21 protein-coding genes are annotated in these 21439 nt (G+C 70.5%); 8 read left to right on the top strand and 13 right to left on the bottom strand.

The window, feature by feature from the left end:
- The 9 genes from J5Y09_RS19810 to J5Y09_RS19770 all read right to left on the bottom strand — a co-directional run.
- Window positions 1-300, bottom strand: a 300-nt coding sequence (locus J5Y09_RS19810) for a hypothetical protein (protein WP_432761240.1), incomplete at its 3' end; no start/stop codon positions are given.
- Window positions 301-362: 62 nt separating this feature from the next.
- Complete coding sequence (locus J5Y09_RS19805; protein WP_245217264.1) at window positions 363-1544, bottom strand: sigma-54 interaction domain-containing protein; 1182 nt, start codon at window positions 1542-1544, stop codon at window positions 363-365.
- 439 nt (window positions 1545-1983) lie between these two features.
- Complete coding sequence (locus J5Y09_RS19800) at window positions 1984-2397, bottom strand: DUF3830 family protein (protein WP_209353563.1); 414 nt, start codon at window positions 2395-2397, stop codon at window positions 1984-1986.
- 155 nt (window positions 2398-2552) lie between these two features.
- Window positions 2553-3596, bottom strand: a complete 1044-nt coding sequence (locus tag J5Y09_RS19795; RefSeq protein WP_209353561.1) for a C-terminal binding protein — start codon at window positions 3594-3596, stop codon at window positions 2553-2555.
- Window positions 3597-3621: 25 nt separating this feature from the next.
- Window positions 3622-4521, bottom strand: coding sequence for a carbohydrate ABC transporter permease (locus J5Y09_RS19790; RefSeq protein WP_209353560.1), 900 nt, complete (start codon window positions 4519-4521; stop codon window positions 3622-3624).
- 10 nt (window positions 4522-4531) lie between these two features.
- Window positions 4532-5485, bottom strand: a complete 954-nt coding sequence (locus J5Y09_RS19785; protein ID WP_209353559.1) for a carbohydrate ABC transporter permease — start codon at window positions 5483-5485, stop codon at window positions 4532-4534.
- A gap of 127 nt (window positions 5486-5612) precedes the next feature.
- On the bottom strand, window positions 5613-6953 hold the full coding sequence (locus J5Y09_RS19780) for an ABC transporter substrate-binding protein (protein ID WP_209353557.1): 1341 nt from the start codon (window positions 6951-6953) through the stop codon (window positions 5613-5615).
- A 35-nt stretch (window positions 6954-6988) separates the two neighbouring features.
- On the bottom strand, window positions 6989-8035 hold the full coding sequence (locus J5Y09_RS19775) for an ABC transporter ATP-binding protein (protein ID WP_209353555.1): 1047 nt from the start codon (window positions 8033-8035) through the stop codon (window positions 6989-6991).
- Between the two features lie 26 nt (window positions 8036-8061).
- The gene (locus tag J5Y09_RS19770) at window positions 8062-9726 is read right to left on the bottom strand and encodes a thiamine pyrophosphate-requiring protein (protein WP_342451511.1); all 1665 of its coding nucleotides are present in this window, start codon (window positions 9724-9726) and stop codon (window positions 8062-8064) included.
- Window positions 9727-9878: 152 nt separating this feature from the next.
- On the opposite strand from J5Y09_RS19770, the gene J5Y09_RS19765 reads away from it, so the two are divergent.
- Genes J5Y09_RS19765 through J5Y09_RS19755 form a run of 3 tightly spaced genes read left to right on the top strand, consistent with a single transcriptional unit; the run spans window position 9879 to window position 12889 of the window.
- Window positions 9879-10364, top strand: coding sequence for a tripartite tricarboxylate transporter TctB family protein (locus tag J5Y09_RS19765; protein WP_209353553.1), 486 nt, complete (start codon window positions 9879-9881; stop codon window positions 10362-10364).
- Between the two features lie 4 nt (window positions 10365-10368).
- Window positions 10369-11865, top strand: coding sequence for a tripartite tricarboxylate transporter permease (locus tag J5Y09_RS19760; RefSeq protein ID WP_209353551.1), 1497 nt, complete (start codon window positions 10369-10371; stop codon window positions 11863-11865).
- A 34-nt stretch (window positions 11866-11899) separates the two neighbouring features.
- Window positions 11900-12889: a tripartite tricarboxylate transporter substrate binding protein gene (locus J5Y09_RS19755; RefSeq protein ID WP_209353550.1), complete on the top strand. Its 990-nt coding sequence runs from the start codon at window positions 11900-11902 to the stop codon at window positions 12887-12889.
- Window positions 12890-13032: 143 nt separating this feature from the next.
- Here J5Y09_RS19755 and J5Y09_RS19750 read toward each other — a convergent pair whose 3' ends face one another.
- Complete coding sequence (locus tag J5Y09_RS19750) at window positions 13033-13743, bottom strand: metal-dependent hydrolase (RefSeq protein WP_209353548.1); 711 nt, start codon at window positions 13741-13743, stop codon at window positions 13033-13035.
- Between the two features lie 17 nt (window positions 13744-13760).
- Complete coding sequence (locus J5Y09_RS19745; RefSeq protein ID WP_209353546.1) at window positions 13761-14219, bottom strand: MaoC family dehydratase; 459 nt, start codon at window positions 14217-14219, stop codon at window positions 13761-13763.
- A 96-nt stretch (window positions 14220-14315) separates the two neighbouring features.
- Between J5Y09_RS19745 and J5Y09_RS19740 the strand changes: the two genes are divergently transcribed.
- The 4 genes from J5Y09_RS19740 (at window position 14316) to J5Y09_RS19730 (ending at window position 18968) form a co-directional block, all read left to right on the top strand.
- On the top strand, window positions 14316-15521 hold the full coding sequence (locus J5Y09_RS19740; RefSeq protein WP_209353545.1) for an MFS transporter: 1206 nt from the start codon (window positions 14316-14318) through the stop codon (window positions 15519-15521).
- A 6-nt stretch (window positions 15522-15527) separates the two neighbouring features.
- A complete protein-coding gene (locus J5Y09_RS19735; RefSeq protein WP_209353544.1) occupies window positions 15528-16427 on the top strand; it encodes a LysR family transcriptional regulator in 900 nt (299 codons plus the stop codon).
- Between the two features lie 79 nt (window positions 16428-16506).
- Window positions 16507-17367, top strand: a complete 861-nt coding sequence (locus J5Y09_RS24460) for a TauD/TfdA dioxygenase family protein (protein ID WP_245217262.1) — start codon at window positions 16507-16509, stop codon at window positions 17365-17367.
- On the top strand, window positions 17364-18968 hold the full coding sequence (locus tag J5Y09_RS19730; RefSeq protein ID WP_342451510.1) for a GMC family oxidoreductase: 1605 nt from the start codon (window positions 17364-17366) through the stop codon (window positions 18966-18968). The genes J5Y09_RS24460 and J5Y09_RS19730 overlap by 4 nt, the downstream gene beginning before the upstream one ends.
- Before the next feature lies 1 nt (window position 18969).
- Here the strand turns inward: J5Y09_RS19730 and J5Y09_RS19725 are convergent, their stop codons facing one another.
- Window positions 18970-19569, bottom strand: a complete 600-nt coding sequence (locus J5Y09_RS19725) for a HupE/UreJ family protein (RefSeq protein ID WP_209353542.1) — start codon at window positions 19567-19569, stop codon at window positions 18970-18972.
- Between J5Y09_RS19725 and J5Y09_RS19720 the strand changes: the two genes are divergently transcribed.
- Window positions 19568-20437, top strand: a complete 870-nt coding sequence (locus tag J5Y09_RS19720; protein WP_245217261.1) for a sterol desaturase family protein — start codon at window positions 19568-19570, stop codon at window positions 20435-20437. The genes J5Y09_RS19725 and J5Y09_RS19720 overlap by 2 nt on opposite strands.
- Window positions 20438-20443: 6 nt before the next feature.
- Here J5Y09_RS19720 and J5Y09_RS19715 read toward each other — a convergent pair whose 3' ends face one another.
- Window positions 20444-21439, bottom strand: a complete 996-nt coding sequence (locus J5Y09_RS19715) for a radical SAM protein (protein WP_209353541.1) — start codon at window positions 21437-21439, stop codon at window positions 20444-20446.

The following is a 21439-nucleotide window of genomic DNA, read 5'->3' as shown; positions in this document are numbered from 1 at the left end:
CGCGGGCGTGACGACGGGCGCGGCGGCGGGGGCGCGCGCGGCGCGCGCGGGCGGCGGCGCCCCGGCCGGCTGGCCGCGCAGCGTCGCGAGTTCCCGCGACTGCTGCTCGATCAGCCTCTCCTGCCGCGCGATGCGGTTCGCCTGGTCCTGCAACTGCCGCTGCTGCCGGTCGAGCATCTCGCGGATCGCGCGCAGCTCCTCCGCGGACTGGGCGGCGGCATCGGACGGTGTCAGCGACGCCGCGCCGGAGAGGATCATCGCGGCGCCGAGCCTGGCCGCCACACGCGCCTTGCCTGTCATCGAAACACCCTTCCTGCTGCCGATGTTCCCACCCGATCGCCGCCGGCGCGGTGCGTCCGCGCTCAGCGCTTCAGTTCGATGCCGTTCCTCTCGATCATCCGGTAGAAGGTGACCCGGGAGACGCCGAGCCGGCGCGCCGCCTGCGAGACCTGCCGCTGGCTCGCCTCGAGCGCGTCCAGCACCTGCTGGCGTTCCTCGGCCGAACCGGGCGCCGGGCGCATCGGCGCCGCCGGCGCCGTCGGCGGCACCGCCGCGCGCTCCCGCGGCGCGATGGGACCGAGGTCCAGGTCGGCGACCGAGAGCGGGCCGTCATTCGCCATCACGATCGCTCGTCGCAACACCGCGATCATCTGCCGGACATTGCCGGGCCAGGAATGGGCGCGCAGCGCCGCGAGCGCCTCGGGCGTGAAGCCCTGCGCCGGCCGGCCGCACTCGGCCGCGATGCGGCGGAGGAAGACGGTCGCGAGAAGCTCGATGTCGCCCACGCGCTCGCGCAGCGGCGGCATCTCCAGTGTCAGCACGGCGAGGCGGTAGAACAGGTCCTCGCGGAAGCGGCGCGCGGCCATCGCGTCGGCGAGCGGCACATGGGTCGCGGCGACGATGCGCGCATCGACGGGGATCGGCGCACGGCCGCCCACGCGGGTGACCTGCCCGTCCTGGAGGAAGCGCAGCAGGTGGCCCTGGATCTCGAGCGGCAGGTCGCCGATCTCATCGAGGAAGAGCGTGCCGCGATGGGCCATCTCGACATGGCCGGCGCGCCGTTCGGTCGCGCCGGTGAAGGCGCCCTTCTCGTGGCCGAACAACTCGCTCGAGACGAGGCTCGGCGGAAGGGCGGCGCAGTTGATGGCGACGAAGGGGCCGCCCGCGCGGTTCGAGCGCTCGTGGATCGCGCGCGCGGCGAGTTCCTTGCCGGTGCCGCTCTCGCCCGTGATCAGCACGGGGGATTCGACGGTCGCGTAGCGGCGGAGCCGGTCGAACACCTCGAGCATCGCGGGGCTCGCGCCGATCATGAAGTTGTCGGCGCCGACCGGTTCCGCCTCGGCGCGCGCGGCGGCGAAGGCCAGGTCCGCGGCGGGCCCCGGCTGCGCCGCGGCGACGGCCGCGCAGAGCCTTGCGCGCAGTCCCTGGTCGCGGGACGCGGCCTCCAGCAGGAGCCTCGCCGTCTCCTGCCTCGGCAATGCGGCGAGGGCATCGACGTTCAGGTCGGCGACGGGTGCACGCGTGTGGCCATCAGGCTTCAGCATCGACTGCTCCCCGTGCAGACGGACGCCCCCGGAGGCGAAGAGCAAACCAGGCACGCACACTTACGTGAGTCTGTTCTACTCATGGCTTTCACGAACGAGCGAACACTAGTGAAAACCTGTTCGTTGCCGCAAGAGTATTAATTTTTGGAGCCAGTCAACGTGCAGATAATTACTTGAGCACCACTTTAGCGTGCATGAAATGCCTCTTATTCACCCGTGGCGTCAGAGGACGTTGATCCAGAACATCACACGGCCGCGCCTTCATCGACGTGCTCGAAATCACGTTTCGGCGACGCAAGGCGCATCGGCAGGGGCCGCGTCGAATCGCGGCCTCCGCGGGAGCTTCATGCAGAGGGGTTCGAGGCGCGCGAAAGGCGCCGCGCGATCCGACGACCGCCGCCGTGTCGCCGGGGGCGGATCGCCAGATCGCGAGCCGGCCTCAGGCCGGGCGGAAGGTGATCGGCTTCGCGCCGTCCCACAGCACCGAGCGGCCGATCGTCGCGAGGCGATCGAGCCCCTCGCGGATCGTCAGCACGTGGTTGCCGGCGAGCTGGCCCGCCTTGGAGGCGAAGCAGGTCGGGCCATAGGCGATCAGGATCTCGGTCTCGCTGACGCCGCCGGGATAGACGATGACCTGGCCTGGCGCGGGATAGGAGGTCGCGTTCTCGAACCCGATCCCGAGGTCGAAGTCGCCCATCGGGATCCAGCACGCCTCGCCCGACCAGCGGACATGGATGATGCGGTTGCTGTAGGGGACGAAGTTGCGGAAGCGCGCGACGGTCTTGGGCGCGTCACGCTCCTCGTAGAAGGCTTCGAAAATCTCGCCGCCGATGTCGATGATGACGTCCGCCACGTGGGTGTCTCCGGTGCTGGTGGGTGGGCGGGTGTAGCCGGGAAGCACGGGGGAGGAGAACCTCCCCCGCATCCCCCTCCCTTCTTTGTCTTTCTGGTTCCAAAGAAGGTTGAGGGGGGTCTCGGGGGGAGAAGTTCCCTTCTCCCCCCGTCCCGTCAGGAATTCGGCCCGCGTTCCATCGCATAGGGCTGCCACCGACGCAGCCCGGACCCCGCCAGCACAGTCGGATTGACGCAGGACAGCGGCCACTTGCCCGACAACGTCAGCGCCAGCTCCTGCCCCACACGCCGCTTGCGCGCCGGGTCGAAGCGGGCGGAGGCGGAGGCGTTGTGCGGGGACAGGATCACGTTCGACATCGCGTGGAGGGGATTGCCGGGCTTGGTGGGCTCCACCTCGAACACGTCGAGGCCGGCGCCGGCGATCCACTTCTCCTGCAACGCCTTGACCAGCGCCGCCTCGTTCACCGTCGGCCCGCGCCCGGTGTTGATGAAGAGCGCATTCGGCTTCATGCGGCGGAAGTGCTGTTCCTTCATGAAGCCGCGGGATTCGGGCGTGTCCGGCAGGTGCATCGACACGAAGTCGGAGGTCGAGAGCACCTCGTCCAGGCTCGCCGGCTCCACGCCCAGGCCGGACATGGTCAGTTCCTCGACGAAGGGATCGAAGGCCTTCATGCGCAGGCCGAAGGCCGCGGCGCGCCGGGCGGTGGCGCGCGCGACGCGCCCGAAGGCGATGAAGCCGAGCGTCTGGCCCATCAGGCGCGGGATCTGCAGCAGCTGCGGCCGGCCTTCCGACCAGCGGCCCTCGCGCACCATGCGGTCCTGCTCGATGCAGCGGCGGTGCGTGGCCAGCAGCAGCATCATCGCGTGGTCGGCGACTTCCTCGATGAAGGTGTCGGGGCAGTTGGTGACGGGAATGCCCTTCGCGGTGGCGGCCGCGACATCCACGTAGTCCACGCCGACGGTGCCGAGCGCGATGTGGCGGCACTTCGTCAGCGCGTTGATCATCGCCGCGGTGAACTTCATGCCCTTGGCGTAGACGGCGTCCGCCGAGGGAGCCGCGGCGATGAAGCCTTCCTCGGTCGCGGGGCATTCCACGATCGTGGCGCCGAGGCCCTGCAGCGCCTCCATCTCGTATTCGTAGCCGCCGCCGGCGGTCGTGAAGGAGGCGCCGGCGGGCGTCAGGATGGTGTAGGTCGCCAAGGGTGGTTCTCCTGTTGCGGGAGCCTCACTCCTTCACCGCGCCGGTGAGGGAGGAGACGTAGTAGTCGACGAAGAAGGAATAGAAGATCGCGACCGGCAGCGAGCCGAGCAGCGAGCCCGCCATCAGCGCGCCCCACTGGTAGACGTCGCCCGTGACCAGTTCGGTGAGGATGGCCACCGGGACGGTCTTGTTCTCGCTGCTCTGGATGAAGGCGAGCGCGTAGATGAACTCGTTCCAGGACAGGGTGAAGGAGAAGATGCCCGCGCTGATCAGCCCCGGCACGGCGAGCGGCAGCGTGATCTGCCAAAGGATCTGCAGGCGCGTCGCGCCGTCGATCAGCGCGCATTCCTCCAGCTCGAACGGAATCGACTTGAAGTAGCCGATCAGCAGCCAGGTGCAGAACGGGATCAGGAAGGTCGGATAGACCAGGATCAGCGCGAGCGGGCTGTCGAACAGGCCGAGCTGGAACACCATGGTCGCGAGCGGGATGAACAGGATCGAGGGCGGCACTAGGTAGGCCAGGTAGATGCCCAGACCGACATACTGGCTGCCCTTGTAGCGCAGCCGCTGGATCGCATAGGCCGCGAGCGTGGAGGCCAGCAGCGACAGGAAGGTGGCGCAGACCGCCACGATCATCGTCGTCATCAGCCAGCGCGGATAGGCGGTGCCGAACAGCAGCAGCCGGATGTGGTCGAGCGTGGGCGAGGTGATCCAGAACGGGTTGTGCGTGTTGTAGTCGTACAGTTCCGCGTTCGGCTTGAAGGCCGTGATCGTCATCCAATAGAACGGGAACAGCAGGATGATCAGGAAGCAGGCCAGCGGCACGTAGATCGTGACCATGCGCCGGGACTTGCTGTCCCAGGTCATCGCCTCGGGCTGAGCAGAGGCGGCGTTGGTCTGCGGGGCTTCTGTGGTCGCGCTCATGGCCGGCCCCTCAATCGTTGGACTCGCCCTGCTGCCACTTCCGGCGCGCCAGGGCGAAGTAGGAGAAAAGGGTCGCGAAGACGAGGAACGGGATCATCGACACCGCGATCGCCGCGCCCTCCCCCAGCTGCCCGCCGGGGATGCCGCGCTGGAAGGCGAGCGTGGCCAGCAGGTGCGTCGAGTTCACCGGCCCGCCGCGCGTGATCGCGTAGACCAGCTGGAAGTCGGTGAAGGTGAAGATGATGCTGAAGGTCATCACGATCGCCAGGATCGGCAGCAGCATCGGGAAGGTGATGTAGCGGAAGCGCTGCCAGCCGGTGGAGCCGTCCAGCAGCGCGGCCTCGTACAGGCTGGGCGAGATGGTCTGCAGCCCCGCCAGCAGCGAGATCGCGACGAACGGGATGCCGCGCCAGACATTCGCCGCGATCAGCGACCAGCGCGCCGGCCAGGCGGTGTTGATGAAGTCAATGTTGGTCTCGCGCAGCCCAAGCTCGATGAATACCCACGAGATGATCGAGAATTGCGGGTTGTAGATCCACCAGAAGGCGACCGCCGTCAGCACCGTGGGGACGATCCAGGGCAGCAGGATGATCGCGCGCAGCATCGACTTGAAGGGCAGGTGGTTGTTGAGCAGCAGCGCCAGCCACAGCCCGAGGCCGAACTTCAGGACCGTCGCGACCCCCGTGTAGAACACGGAATAGAACACCGCGTTCCACCAGATCGGATCCTCGAGCATGAACTCGAAATTCTCGAGCCCGACCCAGCGGCCCGAGCGCCCGATGGTGGTGTCGGTGAAGGCCAGCCAGATGCCCAGGCCCAGCGGATAGGTCAGGAAGACCAGCAGCAGCCCGGCCGCGGGCAGCATGCACACGAAGACCAGGAAGGGCTTCCAGTCGAACAGCTTGGACAGCGCGGACTGCGCCTTCGCCTGGCGGACCCAGGCCTCTTCGGCGGTGACGGACATGCGCGATCCTCCCTGGTGTCCAGCCCGCCGGCGCCTGGACGCTTCGCAGCGACGCCGGCGGTGGGCAGGCCACCCAAAAGCAGCTGCCTCCGGCGGCGCCGTCGCGGCGCCGCCGGAGGCGGTCACGTCAGCGGCGGAAGATGCGCCGCGCGCGGCGCTCCGCCTCGCGCATCGCCGCCTCGGGCGTCGCCTGGCCGGCGGCGACGGAAGCGAACATCTGCACCAGCACGTATTCCGCATTGGCCTGGCCCGACGCCTCGGAAAGCGGGCCGCGGTAGCCGTTCCAGAACTTGTTGTTCATGCTGTCGCGGAAGATCGCGACCTTGGGATCGCTGGTCCACACCGCCGCGTCCTTGAAGGCGGTGAGCGGATGCGCCCAGTAGCCGAGGTTGGCGTTCAGCCAGGGCTCGTACTGCTCGCCTTCCATCATGTGCAGCAGGAAGGCCTTCGCCGCGTTCGGGAAGCGGCTGTGGCGGAACACCATGCCATTGAGGGTGAGCGGCGCCGAGGGCCAGGAATCCGCGACGCCGAGCGGCATGACCGAATGCTCGGTGTCGTCGGCGATGGCGCGCGTCGCCGGATCGTTCTTCAGCGCGAAGTACAGCGACACGCCGTTCGAGGTGACGAAGAGCGAGTTCGCCGCATAGGCCTGGTTGTTGGAGATGTCGCCCCAGGAGATGGTGCCGCCATCGACGAAGGTCGGGTACAGCTCGCGCAGGTAGTTCAGCGCGGCGAGCGTCTGCGGGCTGTTCACCGAGACCGCGCCGGCGGGGTCCGTGATGCCCGCGCCGTGCGACCACATCAGCCAGTTGGCGAAGCCGTTGCCGTCGCCGACCGCGTTGCCGAGCGCGAAGCCCGCGGGCTTGTTGGCGCGGCGCAGCCGGCGGCACATCTCGAGGAAGCCGGGCAGGTCGGTGGGCGGGGACTGGTAGCCCACCTCGTTCACCGCCGACTTGCGCCACACGAGCGGGCCGGCGGTGCCGCCGAAGGGCAGGCCGATCCAGTTGTTGCTGTTGTGGCGCTTGCCGTACTTCTCGCCCACGAACATCCAGCCGCCGTACTTGCGGCCGAGATACTCGGCCACGTCCGAGACCTCGATCAGCTTGTCGGCGTAGATGTGCGGCGCCTCGTTGAAGCCGATGATGATGTCCGGACCCGCGCCGGTGTTGGCGGTGACCGCGGTCTGCTGGTTGATGTCCTCCCAGCCCACGAAGTCGACGCGCACCTGCACGCCGGTCGCCTGCGTGAAGCGCGCGGCGGAGGCGCGGAACACTTCCTCGTCCGGCTGCACGAAGCGGACCGGGCGCAGCACGCGAAGCGTCGCACCGTTCTCGATCGCTAGGCGCGGCGCCGTCACGCTTGCATCGCCCTGCACCCGGTTCTGCGCCAGTGCCTGCCCGCCGGCGGCGAGGGCCGCCATGCCCGCGCCGGCGCCGAGGATGCTGCGACGTGTGATGATGTTTGCCATGTCGTTCCCTCTCCCTTGTGTTTGGCCCGGGCCAGCTAGAGACGCTGCCCGGTTGCCTTGTCGAACAGATGGATCAGCGACGGGTCCGGGCTGACGCGCAGCACCTCCCCATGTCGGGTGGAGATGCGTTCGCGGAAGGCGCCGAGCAGATGCGCGCCCCCCACATGCATCACCACCTGCGTCTCGGATCCCGTCGGCTCCAGCACGTTCACCACGCCCTCGAGCCCGTTCGGGTCCAGGCGCAGGTGTTCGGGCCGGATGCCGTAGACCACCTCGCCCGAGGTGGGCGCGCCGGCGGGCAGCGGCCAGGCGACGCCGCCCGGCCCCTGGAAGGCGCCGCCCTCGATCCGTCCCTCGATCATGTTCATCGCCGGCGAACCGATGAAGCCGGCCACGAAAAGGTTGGCGGGGCGGTCGTACAGTTCGAGCGGCGCGCCGGCCTGCTCGATGCGGCCATGGTTCATGACCACGATCAGGTCGGCCATGGTCATGGCCTCGATCTGATCGTGCGTGACGTAGACCGTCGTGACCTTCAGCCGCTGGTGCAGTTCCTTGATCTCGGATCGCATCTGCACGCGCAGCTTGGCGTCGAGGTTGGACAGCGGCTCGTCGAACAGGAAGACCTGCGGGTTGCGCACGATGGCGCGCCCCATCGCCACGCGCTGGCGCTGCCCGCCCGAAAGCTGGCGGGGGAAGCGGTGCAGCAGGTCGCCGAGGCCGAGGATCTTCGCGGCCTTCTGGACCTCCCGCTCCATCACCTCCTTCGGCGCGCCGGCCAGCTTCATGGAGAAGGCCATGTTCTGGAAAACGGTCATGTGCGGGTAGAGCGCGTAGTTCTGGAACACCATCGCGATGTCCCGGTCCTTGGGCGGGACATTGTTCACGACGCGCCCGCCGATCGCGATCTCGCCGCCCGAGATGTTCTCGAGCCCCGCGAGCATGCGCAGCAGCGTCGACTTGCCGCAGCCCGAGGGGCCGACGAGCACGACGAACTGCCCGTCCTCGATGCCGACGGAGACCCCGTGCAGGATCTTCGTGCTGCCGAAGTTCTTGTAGACCTGGCGGATATCGACCGTCGCCATGCAGCCTCCCCTGCCCTGTCCCCGCGCTACAGGCGGGAGACGGCGGTTTCCTTGGACGTGATGAATTCCAGCAGCGCCGGCGTGCCGTTCCGCGTCTGCTCGATGCCGCGTAGGATGGCGGGCACGATGTCGGCGACCTTCGTCACCCGCTCCCCATATCCGCCGAAGGCGCGCGCCATCGCCGCGTAGTCGCCGGAGATGTCGGTGGAGCGGTACTTCTCCGTGCTGATCGGCATGACCTTCAGCTCGATCGCCATGGAAAAGTTGTTCAGCAGGATGGACAGGATCGGGATGCGCTCGCGCACCGCCGTCTCGAAGTCCATGCCGGTGAAGCCGATCGCCGCGTCGCCCCACACGTTGATGCAGAGCTTGTCGGGTGCCGCGAGCTTCGCCCCCATGGCGAGGCCGAGCCCGTAGCCGAGCTGCGTCGTCTTGCCCCAGCCGAGATACGACAGCGGCGTCCGCGCCACCCAGAAGGGCGAGAGCTGGTCGCGCGGGCTGCCGGCGTCGTGGGTGATGATGGTGTTGTCGACATCGACCGTGCGCCACAGGTCGCGCAGCACGCGATAGGGGTTGAGCGGCTCGGCGTCGCTGTCGGTCTTGGGCGCCCAGGCCGCGAGCCATTCGGCGCGATGCCCGGCGATCTCGGCGGCCACGGGCGCCGCATCCCGCTTCTCCTTCACCCGACTGGCGAGTTCCGCCAGCAGCGCATCGAGCGTCAGCGCCGCATCGCCCACCAGCCCGATGTCGCAGGCGACGTCCTTGTTGAGGTGGTCGGGGTCGAGCGTGGCGTGGATGATCTTCTTCCCCGCCGGCATCTTCACGCCGAAATTCGTCTCCGTGAACGAACACCCGACGCCGAGGATCAGGTCGGCATTGTCCAGGAAATGCCGCACCGGCTTGGGGATGGCGAGGCCGCCCGAGCCCAGCGCCAGCGGATGATCCTCCGGGAAGGAGGACTTGCCGCCGAGGCTCGTCGTCACCGGCGCGGCGAGCAGTTCCGCCAGCGCCTTCAGCTGCGGCCAGGCGCGCGCCCAATGGATGCCGGTGCCGGCATAGATCACGGGGCGCTTCGCCGCTGCCAGCGCATCCGCCGCGCGCGCCACATCGGCCGGATCGGGTCCGTAGCGCGTCGCGATGACGGGCGTGTAGGCGAGCGGCTCAGGCACCTCCTCGTTCCACATGTCGGTCGGGATCTCGACCAGCACGGGCCCGCCGCGGCCGTTGCGCAGCCTGGTGAAGGCACGGCGCAGGATGTTCGGCACCTCGGCCGCCGAGGTGATCGGCTCGGCGCTTTTCGTGATGCCGCGCATCTGGATGGTGGAATTGAAGTTCGGGTCGACATGCGCGAGGCGCCGCGGATAGCCCATCGGCAGCACCAGCACCGGCACGCTTTCCCCGAAGCACTGCGCGACGCCGCCATAGGCGTTCTCGGACCCCGGCCCGTGCTGCATGCAGAAGGCGCCGATGGTCCGCCCCGACGTGACGCGGCTGATGGCGTCGGCCATGTGCAGGCCGATCCGCTCCTGACGGACCATGATGGGGCGGATGTCGATGTCCGCGGCGTGCTCAATCAGGTGGTTCACCGGATAGCCGGTGAGGATCGAGATGCCCTCGCGCTTCATGATCTCGGCGATCGCCGCGCCAAGCTTCATCGTGACATTTCCTCTTGGACGGTGCTCTGGCGGCACGGCCTGCTATGGCAGCCTAGACACCCGCGCGCATCGGCGGCAACCCCCGTTCGCGCGCCGCCCGCCCGAAGGAAGGGCTGGCGCCCGCCGAGGGTTCGGCTAGCCTCGCCTCGCGGCAACGACCGCGCGATGGGGGGGGGAGACGCGCAAGCATGCATCTGTCGGACAGGGTGACAGGGCTGTTCCTGGCGGTGCTCGGGGCGCTCGCCTTCTGGGGTGGCTCGCGCCTGCCGGCGGTGCCCGGGCAGGATGTCGGCCCCGCGGTCTTTCCCATGGTGGTCGGCGGCGGCCTCGTCCTGTGCGGCGTGCTGATCGCGATCGGGATCGGCCGCAGCTTCGAGGAAGCGGAGGTCGAGCCCGTCGAGGCGCATGAGGGCCTCGCCCGGCACCTGGGCGACCGGCGCGCGCTCGCCGCCTTCGTCCCGCCGGCGCTGCTGCTGTTCTACGCGCTGGCGTCCGAGACCCTGGGCTTCCTGCCGACCGCCTTCGTCATGGTGCTCCTCGCCGCGCTGTCGCTGGGCGCGTCGCTGCGGCTCGCCGTGATCATGGCGGTGGGCGCGCCGCCCCTCGTCCACCTTGTCTTCTACAAGCTGCTGCGGGTGCCCCTGCCCGCGGGGCTGCTGCCGGCGCCGTGGTGACCCGATGACCGCCTTCCTCGAGGCGATCCGCCTCGTCGCCGCGCCGGACGTGCTGATCGCCATCATGGCGTCGGCCGTCTACGGCCTCGTCGTCGGCTCCCTGCCCGGCCTGTCCGCCACCATGGCGACTGCGCTGCTGGTGCCGGTCACCTTCTATCTGTCGCCCATCGCCGCGATCGCGACGATCATCACCGCCTCGGCCATGGCGATCTTCTCGGGCGACATCCCGGGCGCGCTGATGCGAATCCCCGGCACGCCGGCTTCCGCCGCGTACACCGACGAAGCCTATGCGATGACGCGCAAGGGCCAGGCGGAACTGGCCCTCGGCGCGGGACTGTGGTTCAGCGCCATCGGCGGGATCGTGGGCACGCTCTCGCTCATCCTTATGGCGCCGATGCTGGCGGAGATGGCGCTGTCCTTCTCCACCTTCGAATATTTCTGGCTCGCCTTCCTCGGGCTGATGTGCGCGACGCTTGTCGCGCGCTCCTCCCCCATCAAGGCGATCGCGGCGATGCTGCTCGGGCTGCTCTTCGCCTGCGTCGGCATCGAGAACCCGGGCGGCGTGCCGCGCTTCACCTTCGGCGTCACCGACCTGCTCGGCGGGATCGAACCCATTCCCGCCCTTGTCGGCGTCTTCGCCGTCTCGGAAGTGATGCGCGCGATGATGACGCCGGAGCCCCCGCCCCTGCCGCGGCGGCGCTTCGGCTCGATCCTGGCCGGCCAGTGGGCGCTGACCAAGAAGTACCAGTGGCCGATGTGGCGCGGGAACATCGTCGGCATCATCATCGGCGTGCTGCCGGGCGCGGGCGCGGACATGGCGGCCTGGGTGTCCTACGCCACGGCCAAGCGCTTCTCCAAGGAACCGGAGAAGTTCGGCACCGGCCATCCGGAAGGGCTGGTGGAGGCCGGCGCGTCCAACAACGCCTCCCTCGCCTCGGGCTGGGTGCCCTCGCTGCTGTTCGGCATCCCCGGGGACACCATCACCGCGATCGCGATCGGCGTGCTGTACATGAAGGGCCTGAACCCCGGCCCGACGCTGTTCACCGAACGCGCATCCAGCATGTACGCGCTCTACATCATCTTCGTGCTGGCCAACATCATCATGATCCCGCTCGGCATCCTGATGATCCGCATGGCAAGCCTGGTGCTGCGTGCGCCGCGCAGCGCGGTGATGCCGGTGATCATGCTGTTGTGCGCCGTCGGCGCATTCGCCACCGGCAACAACCTGTTCTCGGTCATGCTCGTCGGGCTCTTCGGCATCATCGGCTTCGTGATGGAGCGCAACGGCTACCCCGTCGCGGCGCTGGTGCTCGGCATCGTCATGGGCACGATGGTGGAGCAGAACTTCGTCACCTCGCTCATCAAGTCCGATGGCGACGTGCTGCCCTTCTTCGAGCGCCCGGTCTCCTCGGTGCTCGCAGCGATGACGATCGCGGCGCTGCTCTGGCCGGCCGCCGTCTGGACGCTGCGCCGCTTGCGGCGCGCCGAACCGGCGCGATAGCGTCGGCCCACCAAGGACTGAGGGAGGAAACCGAATGACCAATTTCACCCGCCGCGGCACGCTCGCCGCCGGCGCCCTCGCGGGGCTCGCCCCGCTCGCCCGTCCCGCGCTCGGCCAGGGCCGCTACCCGGCCCGCCCGGTGCAGGTCATCGTGCCCTGGGGCGCGGGCGGCGGCACGGATGCGACGGCGCGCATCGTCGCCAGCCTGCTCGAGAAGGAGATGGGCCAGCCCTTCAACGTCGTGAACCGCACCGGCGGCTCGGGCGTGGTCGGCCATTCCGCGATCGCCCAGGGCGCGCCCGACGGCTACACGATCGGCATGATCACGGTCGAGATCTGCATGATGCACTGGCAGGGCCTGACCGAGCTCAAGCGCACCTCCTACACCCCGCTCGCGCTGATGAACGAGGACCCGCCCGGCGTGCAGGTGAACGCCAGTTCGCCCTACCGCGACATCAAGGCGCTGGCGGATGCGATCAAGGCGAGCCGCCCCGGCCAGTTCAAGGCGTCGGGCACGGGCCAGGGCGGCATCTGGCACCTGGCGCTGGCCGGCTGGCTCGGCGCGATGGGGCTGCGCGCGGACCATGTGCGCTGGGTGCCGTCGAACGGCGCGGCGCCGGCGATGCAGGACCTCGCCGCGGGCGGCATCGACATCGTCACCTGCTCGGTGCCCGAGGCGCGGGCCATCATCGAGGCCGGGCGCGCGCGCTCGCTCGCCATCATGGCGCCGCAGCGCAACCCGCAATTCGCCAGCGTGCCCACGCTGAACGAGACGCTCGGCATCAACTACAGCGTCGGCGCGTGGCGCGGCATCGCCGCGCCGCTGAACCTGCCCGCGCCGATCGCGCAGCAGCTGACCGCCGCGCTGCAGAAGGTCTGGAACAGCCAGGAGTTCAAGGACTTCATGAACGCCCGCGGCTTCGGGATGGTGTGGGGCGACGCCGCCGGCTTCGCGAGCCACATGGAACGCACCGACGCGACGCTGGGCGCGGCGATGCGCGAAGCGGGGCTCGCGCGCGGCTGAGTGGCGGGGGAGGAGAAGCTCCCCCGCATCCCCCTCCCTTCTTTATCATTTGGGGACTGACAGCGGAGGTCAGTCGCCAAAAAAGGAAAAGAAGGTTGAGGGGGTTTCGGGGGGAGAAGTTCCCTTCTCCCCCCGCCCGCGAGTCAAGGCGTGAAGGCCACGCCCTTCTCCGGGACCAGCACCTTCGCATTGGCCCCCTGCATCTCGGCCACGAAGCCCGAGGCATCGGGCAGCAGCAGCCCGAAGGTCGCGTAGTGGCACGGAATGGCCAGGCGCACCGACGGCAGGAACCGCTTGAGCGACAGCGCCGCGGCGCGCGGCCCCATGGTGAAGCGGTCGCCCACCGGCACCATCGCGACGGCAGGGCGATACAGCTCATCAACCAGCGCCATGTCCGAGAAGATGTCCGTGTCGCCCATGTGGTAGACCACGGGCTGCGCCTTGTCCTTCGGCGTCACCACGATCCCGTTCGGATTGCCCAGGCAATGCGACACGCCGTTCTCGTCCTGCTCGACGGAAGAATGCAGCGCCTGGGTCAGCGAGACGGTGAATTCCCCCTGGTCCGTCGAACCACCCGTGTTCATCGGATCCAGCGCCGTGACCCCCTTGCGCGCGAGATGCATCGCGAGGTCGTAGTTGGTGACGAGCTTCGCTCCCGTGCGCTTGCAGATCGCGACCGTGTCGCCGATGTGGTCGCCATGGCCATGCGTCAGCAGCACATGCGTGGCCCCCGCGCTCGCGGCCTCCGCATCGCCGCCGAAGGCCGGGTTGCCGGTCAGGAAGGGGTCGATCATCACGACCGAGGCGCCGAATTCCAGCCGGAAGGCGGAATGGCCGAACCAGGTGATCTTCATGCTCGCGTCTCCGTCGGTCAGGGAAAGGTCATGCGGATCGTGTCGGCGATCAGGGCCGGCTTGTCCTTGCCCTCGATCTCCATGGTCTGGCGCACGACGATGCGGTGCGTGCCGCCCGCGCCGTCGTCCACCGCCACCAGCGCCTGGCGCAGCCGCACGCGGTCCCCAGCCTGCACCGGGTTGATGATGCGCACCTTGTCCGACCCGTAGTTCAGCGTGCGCGACGGCCAGGACACCTTGTAGACGCCCGCCCCCAGCTTCGGCAGCAGCGACAGCAGCAGGTAGCCGTGCGCGATCGTCTTGCCGCCCGGCATCTCGCGCTTCGCGCGCTCCACATCGACATGGATCCACTGATGGTCGCCGGTGATATCGGCGAAGCGGTCCATCATCTCCTGCGTCACCTCGAGCCACTCGCCGACGCCGAGTTCCTGGCCGACCAGCGCCTTCAGCGCCTCCGGCGTCTCCACCACGCGCATGCGTTCCTCCGTTCCGTGCGGGCCGGAGTGTCGGGGGGACGGGCGCGGCGATCAACCCCGCTTCCGGCCGATGCGCCGCCGGCATAGCCTGCCGCCATGGCCCTTGTTCCAGGCACGCCGCGCTTCACCGCCGCGATGGTCGCAGCGCAGGCGCTGACGCAGATCGGCGCCTTCACGCTGCCGGCGCTGCTGCCGGTCACCATGGCGCGCTGGTCGCTCTCGGGCACCGAGGCCGGCTGGCTGATCGGCATCTTCTTCGCGGCCTATGTGCCGGCCGTGCCGGTGCTGCTGGCGCTGACGGACCGGATCCCGGCGCGGCGCATATACCTGATCGGCACGGGTGCGACCGCGCTCGCGCATCTGGGCTTTGGCCTGCTGGCGGATGGCTTCTGGTCGGGCCTCGCCTTCCGCGCGCTCGCGGGCATCGGCTGGGCGGGCGCCTATATGCCCGGCCTCAAGGCGATCGCCGATCCGCTGAGCGGAACGGCGCAGTCGCGCGCCGTATCGTGGCACGCGGCCGGCGTCGGGATCGCCGGCGCGCTCTCCTTCGCCATGGCGGGCCTCGTCTCGGCGCTGGCGGGCCCCGATGCGGCCTTCGTCGCGGGCGGCGTCATGGCCGCCTGCGCCTTCGGCATCGCGCTCGCGATCCTGCCGGACACGCCGCCGGCGCGGCGCGCGGGCGGCGGCGCGCTGCTCGACTTCCGCCCCGTGCTGCGCAACCGCCGCGCCATGGCCTGGATCGCCGGCTACTGCGTGCACACGCTGGAAATGGCGGTGTTGCGCGCCTGGGCCGTGGCCTTCCTCGCCGCCTCCTTCGCCGTGTCGGCCCCGCCATCCTGGCTGCCGGGACCGACGGTGCTGTTCACGCTGGCCGGGCTGCTCGGGATCGCAGTGTCGCTGACCGGCAACGAGGCGTCGGAGCGCTTCGGACGCGGCCGCGTGGTCGGCCTCGCCATGCTCTCGGGCGCCGCGTTCTCCGCCCTGACCGGCTTCGCGGCGGGGGCGCCGGCGCTGGTCGCGCTGGCGCTCGTGCTCGCCTGGAACGCGGCGATCTACCTCGACAGCTCGGCGCTGACGGCGGGCACGGTGCAGGCCGCCGACCCGGCGCTGCGCGGAGCGACCATGGGGCTGCATTCCATGGCCGGATACGCAGGCGGCTTCGTCGGGCCGCTGCTCTGCGGCGTGGTGCTGGACGCGGCCGGCGGCGAGGGCGCGCTCGCCTGGGGCCTCGCCTTCGGCCATGTCGCGCTCTTCACCCTTGCGGGCTTCGCCGTGCTGCGGCGGCTCGGGCGCGGGGCCTGAGCGGCGATGGACCGGCTGATGGCGCTGCGCCTATTCCTCCGCGCGCTCGATCGCGGGGCGATCGCGGCGGCGGGGCGTTCGCTCGGGCTGTCCGCCACGGCGGCGTCGCGCACGTTGCGCGAACTCGAGGAATCCCTCGGCCTGCGCCTGCTCGACCGCACCACGCGGCACGTCGCGCCGACCGAGGCGGGGCGGCGGCTCGCCGCGCGCGTCACGCCGCTGCTGGAGAATCTCGACGCCGCCATGGCCGAGGCGCGCGAGATGCATGAGGACGCGACCGGCACGCTGCGCATCGTCGCGCGCCGGTCCTACGCGCTGCGCCATGTCGTGCCGCGGCTCGCCGCCTTCCGCGCGGCGCATCCGCGGGTGGAGGTGGACCTCGCGCTGACCGAGCAGACCGGGCTGGTGCCGGGCAGCGGCGTCGATCTCGTCATCCGCCTGGGACTGCCGGCGGGGAAATCCTTCGTCGGGCACCGGCTCGCCTCCGGGCGACGCATCCTCTGCGCCAGCCCGGACTATCTCGCGCGCCACGGCGCGCCCGCCTCGCCGGACGACCTGCTGCGCCATGCCTGCCTCGCCTACCGGCAGGAGGAGGAGGCGCCGGTCTGGATCTTCACTACCCCGCCCGGCCGAAGGGAGATCGAGGTAACCGGCCCCTTCCGCTCCAACAGCGGGGAGGCGCTGCGCCGCGCGGCCCTGGACGGCCTCGGCTTGGTCCTCCTGCCCGAATGGATGGTGGGGGAGGATGTCGCGGCGGGCCGCCTCGTGCCCCTGCTCGAGGGCCTCGCGGCCTGGCCGGAACGCTACGAGGCCGAGATCTATGCCGTGCATGCCCGCACGGAGCGCCTGCCGGCCAAGACGCTCGCCTTCGTGGCGCACCTCCTTGCCCGGCATTCTGCCGAATAGCGCCAGGGTGTTTTCCGAAACTGCCGTCTTTCGGTGAAATGCCGGCGCGGCGCATGGTACCGCAAGGAGGACCCGCGCCATGGTCGAGATCACCCCCCTCACCCCTGTCTTCGCCGCCCGCGTCACCGGCCTCGACATCGGCCGCGGCGTCGATGCCGCGACGATGGCGACGCTGAAGGACGCGCTCGACCGCCATTCCGTGCTCGTCTTCCCCGGCCAGGCGATCGACGATGCTGCGCAGGTCGCCTTCAGCGAGGGCTTCGGGCCGCTCGAGCGCACGCGCCCCGGCGCGCCTGGCGCCGGCAGCCCCGTCATCATCCTCTCCAACGTCGGGCCCGATGGTGGGATCGAGGCGCCGACGGCCAAGCAGGTGCTGAACAACAAGGCGAACCGCCTCTGGCACCATGATTCCTCCTTCAAGCAGCTGCCGGCGCGGGCCTCGCTGCTCTCGGCGCGGGAGATCCCCTCGGCCGGCGGCGACACCGAATTCGCCTCCATGCGCGCCGCCTTCGCCGCGCTCGACCCGGCGGAGCAGGCCGCGCTGAAGGGCCGCGTCGCGATCCACGATTTCGGCTGGTCCCGCGCGCGGGTCGACGCCGCGCTGGTCAGCGAGGATGAGCGGCGGCAGCACCCGCCCGTCCGGCAGGCGATGGTGCTGGAGGAGAACCCCTACGGCCCCGCCCTCTATCTCGGCGCCCATGCGCGCAGCATCGAGGGGATGGAGGAGGAAGCGGCCCGCATCCTGATCGACCGCCTGATGGCCCATGCGACGCAACCCGCCTTCACCTATGCGCACAGATGGCAGCGGCACGACCTGGTGATGTGGGACAACCGCGCCGTGCTGCATCGCGCCACGCCCTTCGCGACGGCGACCGAGCGGCGCCACATGGTGCGCACCTGCGTCGCGGGCAGCGCGCCGACGCTCGCCGTCGCGGCGTGACGGCCGGGCCCTTCGAGGGCGACTGGGACCACATCGTTGTCGGCGCGGGCAGCGCCGGCTGCGTGCTGGCGAACCGCCTTTCCGACGATCCGAAGCGGCGCGTCCTGCTGCTGGAAGCGGGCGGGGAGGCGCGGCACCCCTACCTCCATGTCCCCGCCGGCTTCCTCAAGACCTTCCGCGACCCGCGCTTCAACTGGAATTTTTCCACCGAACCCGGCCCGGGCGTGGATGGGCGCAGCATCCACACGCCGCGCGGGCGGGTGCTCGGCGGCTCCTCGGCCATCAACGGGCATCTCTGGGTGCGCGGCAGCGCGCGGGATTTCGACGACTGGGCGCAGGCGGGCTGCCGCGGCTGGTCCTTCACCGACGTGCTGCCGCATTTCCGCGCCATCGAGGATTACCGCAACGACGCCTATCGCGCGGCGGGCGGGCCGCAGCATGTCTCGGACATCCCGCAGACCCACCCGATCGTCGCGGCCTTCCTGGACGGTGCCGCGGAGCTCGGCCTCGCGCGCAACCCCGACTACAACGGCGCGCGCCAGGAAGGCGCCTTCACCTACCAGCGCACGATCCGCAACGGCGCGCGCTTCAGCGCGGCGAGCGCCTTCCTTGCGCCGGCACGAGGGCGGGCGAACCTGCGCGTCGTGACGGGCGCGACGGTGCTACGCATCGAGACCGCCCAGGGGCGCGCCACCGGCATCACCTTCGAACGCGACGGCCGCACCCTGACCGCGCGCGCCGGCGGGGACATCCTGCTCGCCGCGGGCGCCATCGGCACGCCGCATCTGCTGCAGGTCTCGGGTCTCGGCCCCGCTGCCCTCTCCCAGGCGCTCGGCGTGGCGGTCGTGGCGGACAATCCCGGCGTCGGGGAGAACCTGCAGGACCACTACGCCATGCGCGTCGTCCATCGCGTGACGCGCCCGGTGACGCTGAACGAGCAGGCCCGCCCGCCGCGCCTGTGGTGGGAGATGGCGCGCTGGCTGGTGGCGCGGAAGGGCATGCTCGCCTTCAGCCCGGCCCATGCAGGCGCCTTCGCGCGGTCACGCGAGACGCTTGAGGAACCCGACCTGCAATTCGTCTTCACCCCGGCTTCCTATGCCGAGGAAGGCGTGACGGGGCGCCTGCAGGACACGCCGGGGATGACGATCGGCGTCTGGCAGTGCCGCCCGGAAAGCCGCGGCTTCGTGCGCGCGCGCTCGGCCGACCCGCGGCAGGCGCCCGCCATCCAGCCGAACTACCTGATGGCGGAGGAGGACCGCGCCGCGGCGGTCGCGGGGCTGCGGCTGTCCCGTCGCCTCCTCGGCACGGGCGCCCTCGCGCCCTGGTCGGCAGAGGAGACGGCGCCCGGCCCGCAGAAGGAGAGCGAAGACGATCTGCTCGCCTATGCCCGCGCGCGGGGCTCGACGGTCTACCACCTCTGCGGCACCTGCCGGATGGGCGGGGACGATGCGCCACTCGCGCCGGACCTGCGGCTGCGCGGCATCGCGGGGCTGCGCGTGGCCGATGCGTCCGTCATGCCGCGCATCGTCTCCGCCAACACCAACGCGACGACGATGATGATCGCGGAGAAGGCCGCCGCGCTGGTCCGCGGCGGCGCCTGACCTAGCCGACGAGCGACGCGCCGAGGAACAGCACGCCGAGCGCCACGCCGGCGAAGCCGGCCACGCGGCGCGTCGCCACGCCATGGCCCGCCGCCGCGAGCCGCCGCGCGACGAGCATCGCGGCGATGCCGATCGCGGCCTGGGTCAGCGCCAGCGCCGCGAGATAGGCGACAAGCGGCGTCGGTTCCGCGCCGATGATCGCTTCCGCGAAGGCGTGCCCGTGGGCGAGGCCGGCCAGCGCGAAGCCCGCCGGCAGCAGCGCCGCCGGGGCGCCCGCGAGCAGGGCTGCGCCCGCCGCGGCCAGGCTGAGGGCCACCAGCGCCTCCACCGGCCCGAAGCCGATCCCCGCGACATGTGCGAGGCTGCCGAGGAAGCCGCCCGCCACGAAGGCGAGGATCGCCAGGACGCCGCGCGAGGCAGGCAGCGCCGCGGCCAGCACGCCGGCGGCCAGCAGGAAGGCAAGGTGGTCGGGCCCGATCATCGGGTGACCGACCCCCGAGGCGAAGCCCTCCCAAAGGCTGGACGGAACCGTCCCGCCGAGGGGGTGGTGCGCGAGGGCGGGCAGCGGCGCGAGGGCGAGCAGGGCGGCGAGGCGCTTCATGGCGGTCTCCTTCCCCGCCATGCTCGCCCCGCCGCGCGCCCCCTGCAAGCCCGTCGGCCACGCGCTACATGTTGGGACGATGCTCGCGCAGGAACCCCTCATCCGTCTTTCCGTCTTCGCCGCCGTGCTGCTGGCGATGGTGGCGCTGGAACACGCCTTCCCGCGCCGGCCGCAAAGGCTGTCCTGGCGGCGCTGGCCGTCCAACCTCGGGCTCGTGGCGCTGTCCTCCCTGCTGCTGCGCCTGCTTGCCCCGGCGGGCGCGGTGGGTGTCGCGCTCTGGGCCGAATCGCAGGGGCTCGGGCTGTTCCGCTGGATCGATGCGCCGTTCTGGGTCGCCGCCCCGGTCGCGGTGCTGCTGCTCGACCTGCTCATCTACTTCCAGCACCGGGTCTTCCACGCGGTACCGGCGCTGTGGCGGCTGCATCGCGTGCACCATGCCGATCCGGAGTTGGACGCATCCTCCGGCCTGCGCTTCCACCCCGTCGAGATCCTGCTCTCGCTCGCCATCAAGGCGGTCGCGGTCACGCTGCTCGGCGCGCCGGCGGAAGCGGTGCTGGTGTTCGAGGTGCTGCTGAACGCGACGGCGCTGTTCAACCACGCCAATCTCGCGCTGCCGGCGTGGGTCGACCGGCCGCTGCGCTGGCTGCTGGTGACGCCCGACATGCACCGCGTCCATCATTCCGAGATCGAGCGCGAGACGAACAGCGATTTCGGCTTCTGCCTGTCCAGCTGGGACCGGATCTTCGGCACCTACATCGCGGAGCCCGAGAAGGGGCAGCTCGGCATGGTGATCGGCATCGAGGGCTATCGCGCGGATGAACAGCAGCGGCTGGACCGGCTGCTGGTGCAGCCCTTCCGCCCCGGCTGAGGGGCTTCAGGCCTCGGTCAGCGCGCGATACCAGTCGAAGGCAGGCATGGCGTCCGGGTCCGCCGTCGCGGCATCGAGCGCGCGTCGGACATGCGCGCGCAGCCGCGCCGGCCCGCCCGCCGCGCGCCATCGCGCGCCGAGTTCGGGCAGCGGTGCCGTAGCGAGGTTGCCCAGCGCATGGGCGCGCGGGAAGCCGTGCTGCACGGGCACCACCGTGCCATCGGCCTCGACGATCAGGTCGGGCGCGAAGGCGGCGAGCGGCGCGTCCGGCGCCGGCTCCTCCCCCAGCACCAGCCACGGCGCGTCCCGCAGCAGGCCGCGATGGGCGAGGTCGCATTGCACGGCCAGCCTGTCACCGACCAGGTCGGCCAGGCGCAGCGCGGCGAGATAGGCGGCGCTGGCGACGAGCCCGTCCGGTTCCTCCTCCGCCATCTCCTCCGCCGCGCGGCCGACGGCTTCCAGCGGATGGATCTGCAGCAGCGCGGCGCCCTCCTCCATCGCGAAATTCGCCGCGAAGGCCAGGTCGTCGAGGTTGTGGCGCGTGACGGTGAAGATGATGCCGAAGCGGATGCCGGCCGCGCGCAGCAGCGGCAGCCGCGCGCGCATCGTGGCGAAGGCGCCGTCCCGGCCGCGGATGCGGTCATGCGTCGCCGGCGCGCCATCCAGGCTGACGGCGACGAGGTCGACCAGCGGCGCGAGGTCCGCCGCGCGGCGCGCGGTCAGCGGCATGCCGTTGGTGGCGAGCGCGGTGACGAGACCTTCCCGGCGCGCGGCGGCGAGCGTCGGCAGCAGGCCCGGCCACATCAGCGGTTCCCCGCCGGACAGGCTGAGCCCGTCATACCCCGCCGCCTTCATGTCGGCGACGAGGCGCAGGACGGTGTCGAGCGGCAGCGTGTCCCGCGCCTCGGGCCCCGAGAGGGAGTAGCAGTGCCGGCACGCCAGGTTGCAGCGCCGCGTGGGGTGGAGTTGCACGACACGCAGGCGACGCGTCTGGCAGGCCAT

Origin of the sequence: Roseomonas nitratireducens, from assembly GCF_017813355.1 — a bacterium.
GTDB classification, from domain to species: Bacteria; Pseudomonadota; Alphaproteobacteria; order Acetobacterales; family Acetobacteraceae; genus Neoroseomonas; species Neoroseomonas nitratireducens.
This window is presented reverse-complemented; position numbering and strand designations above follow the sequence as displayed.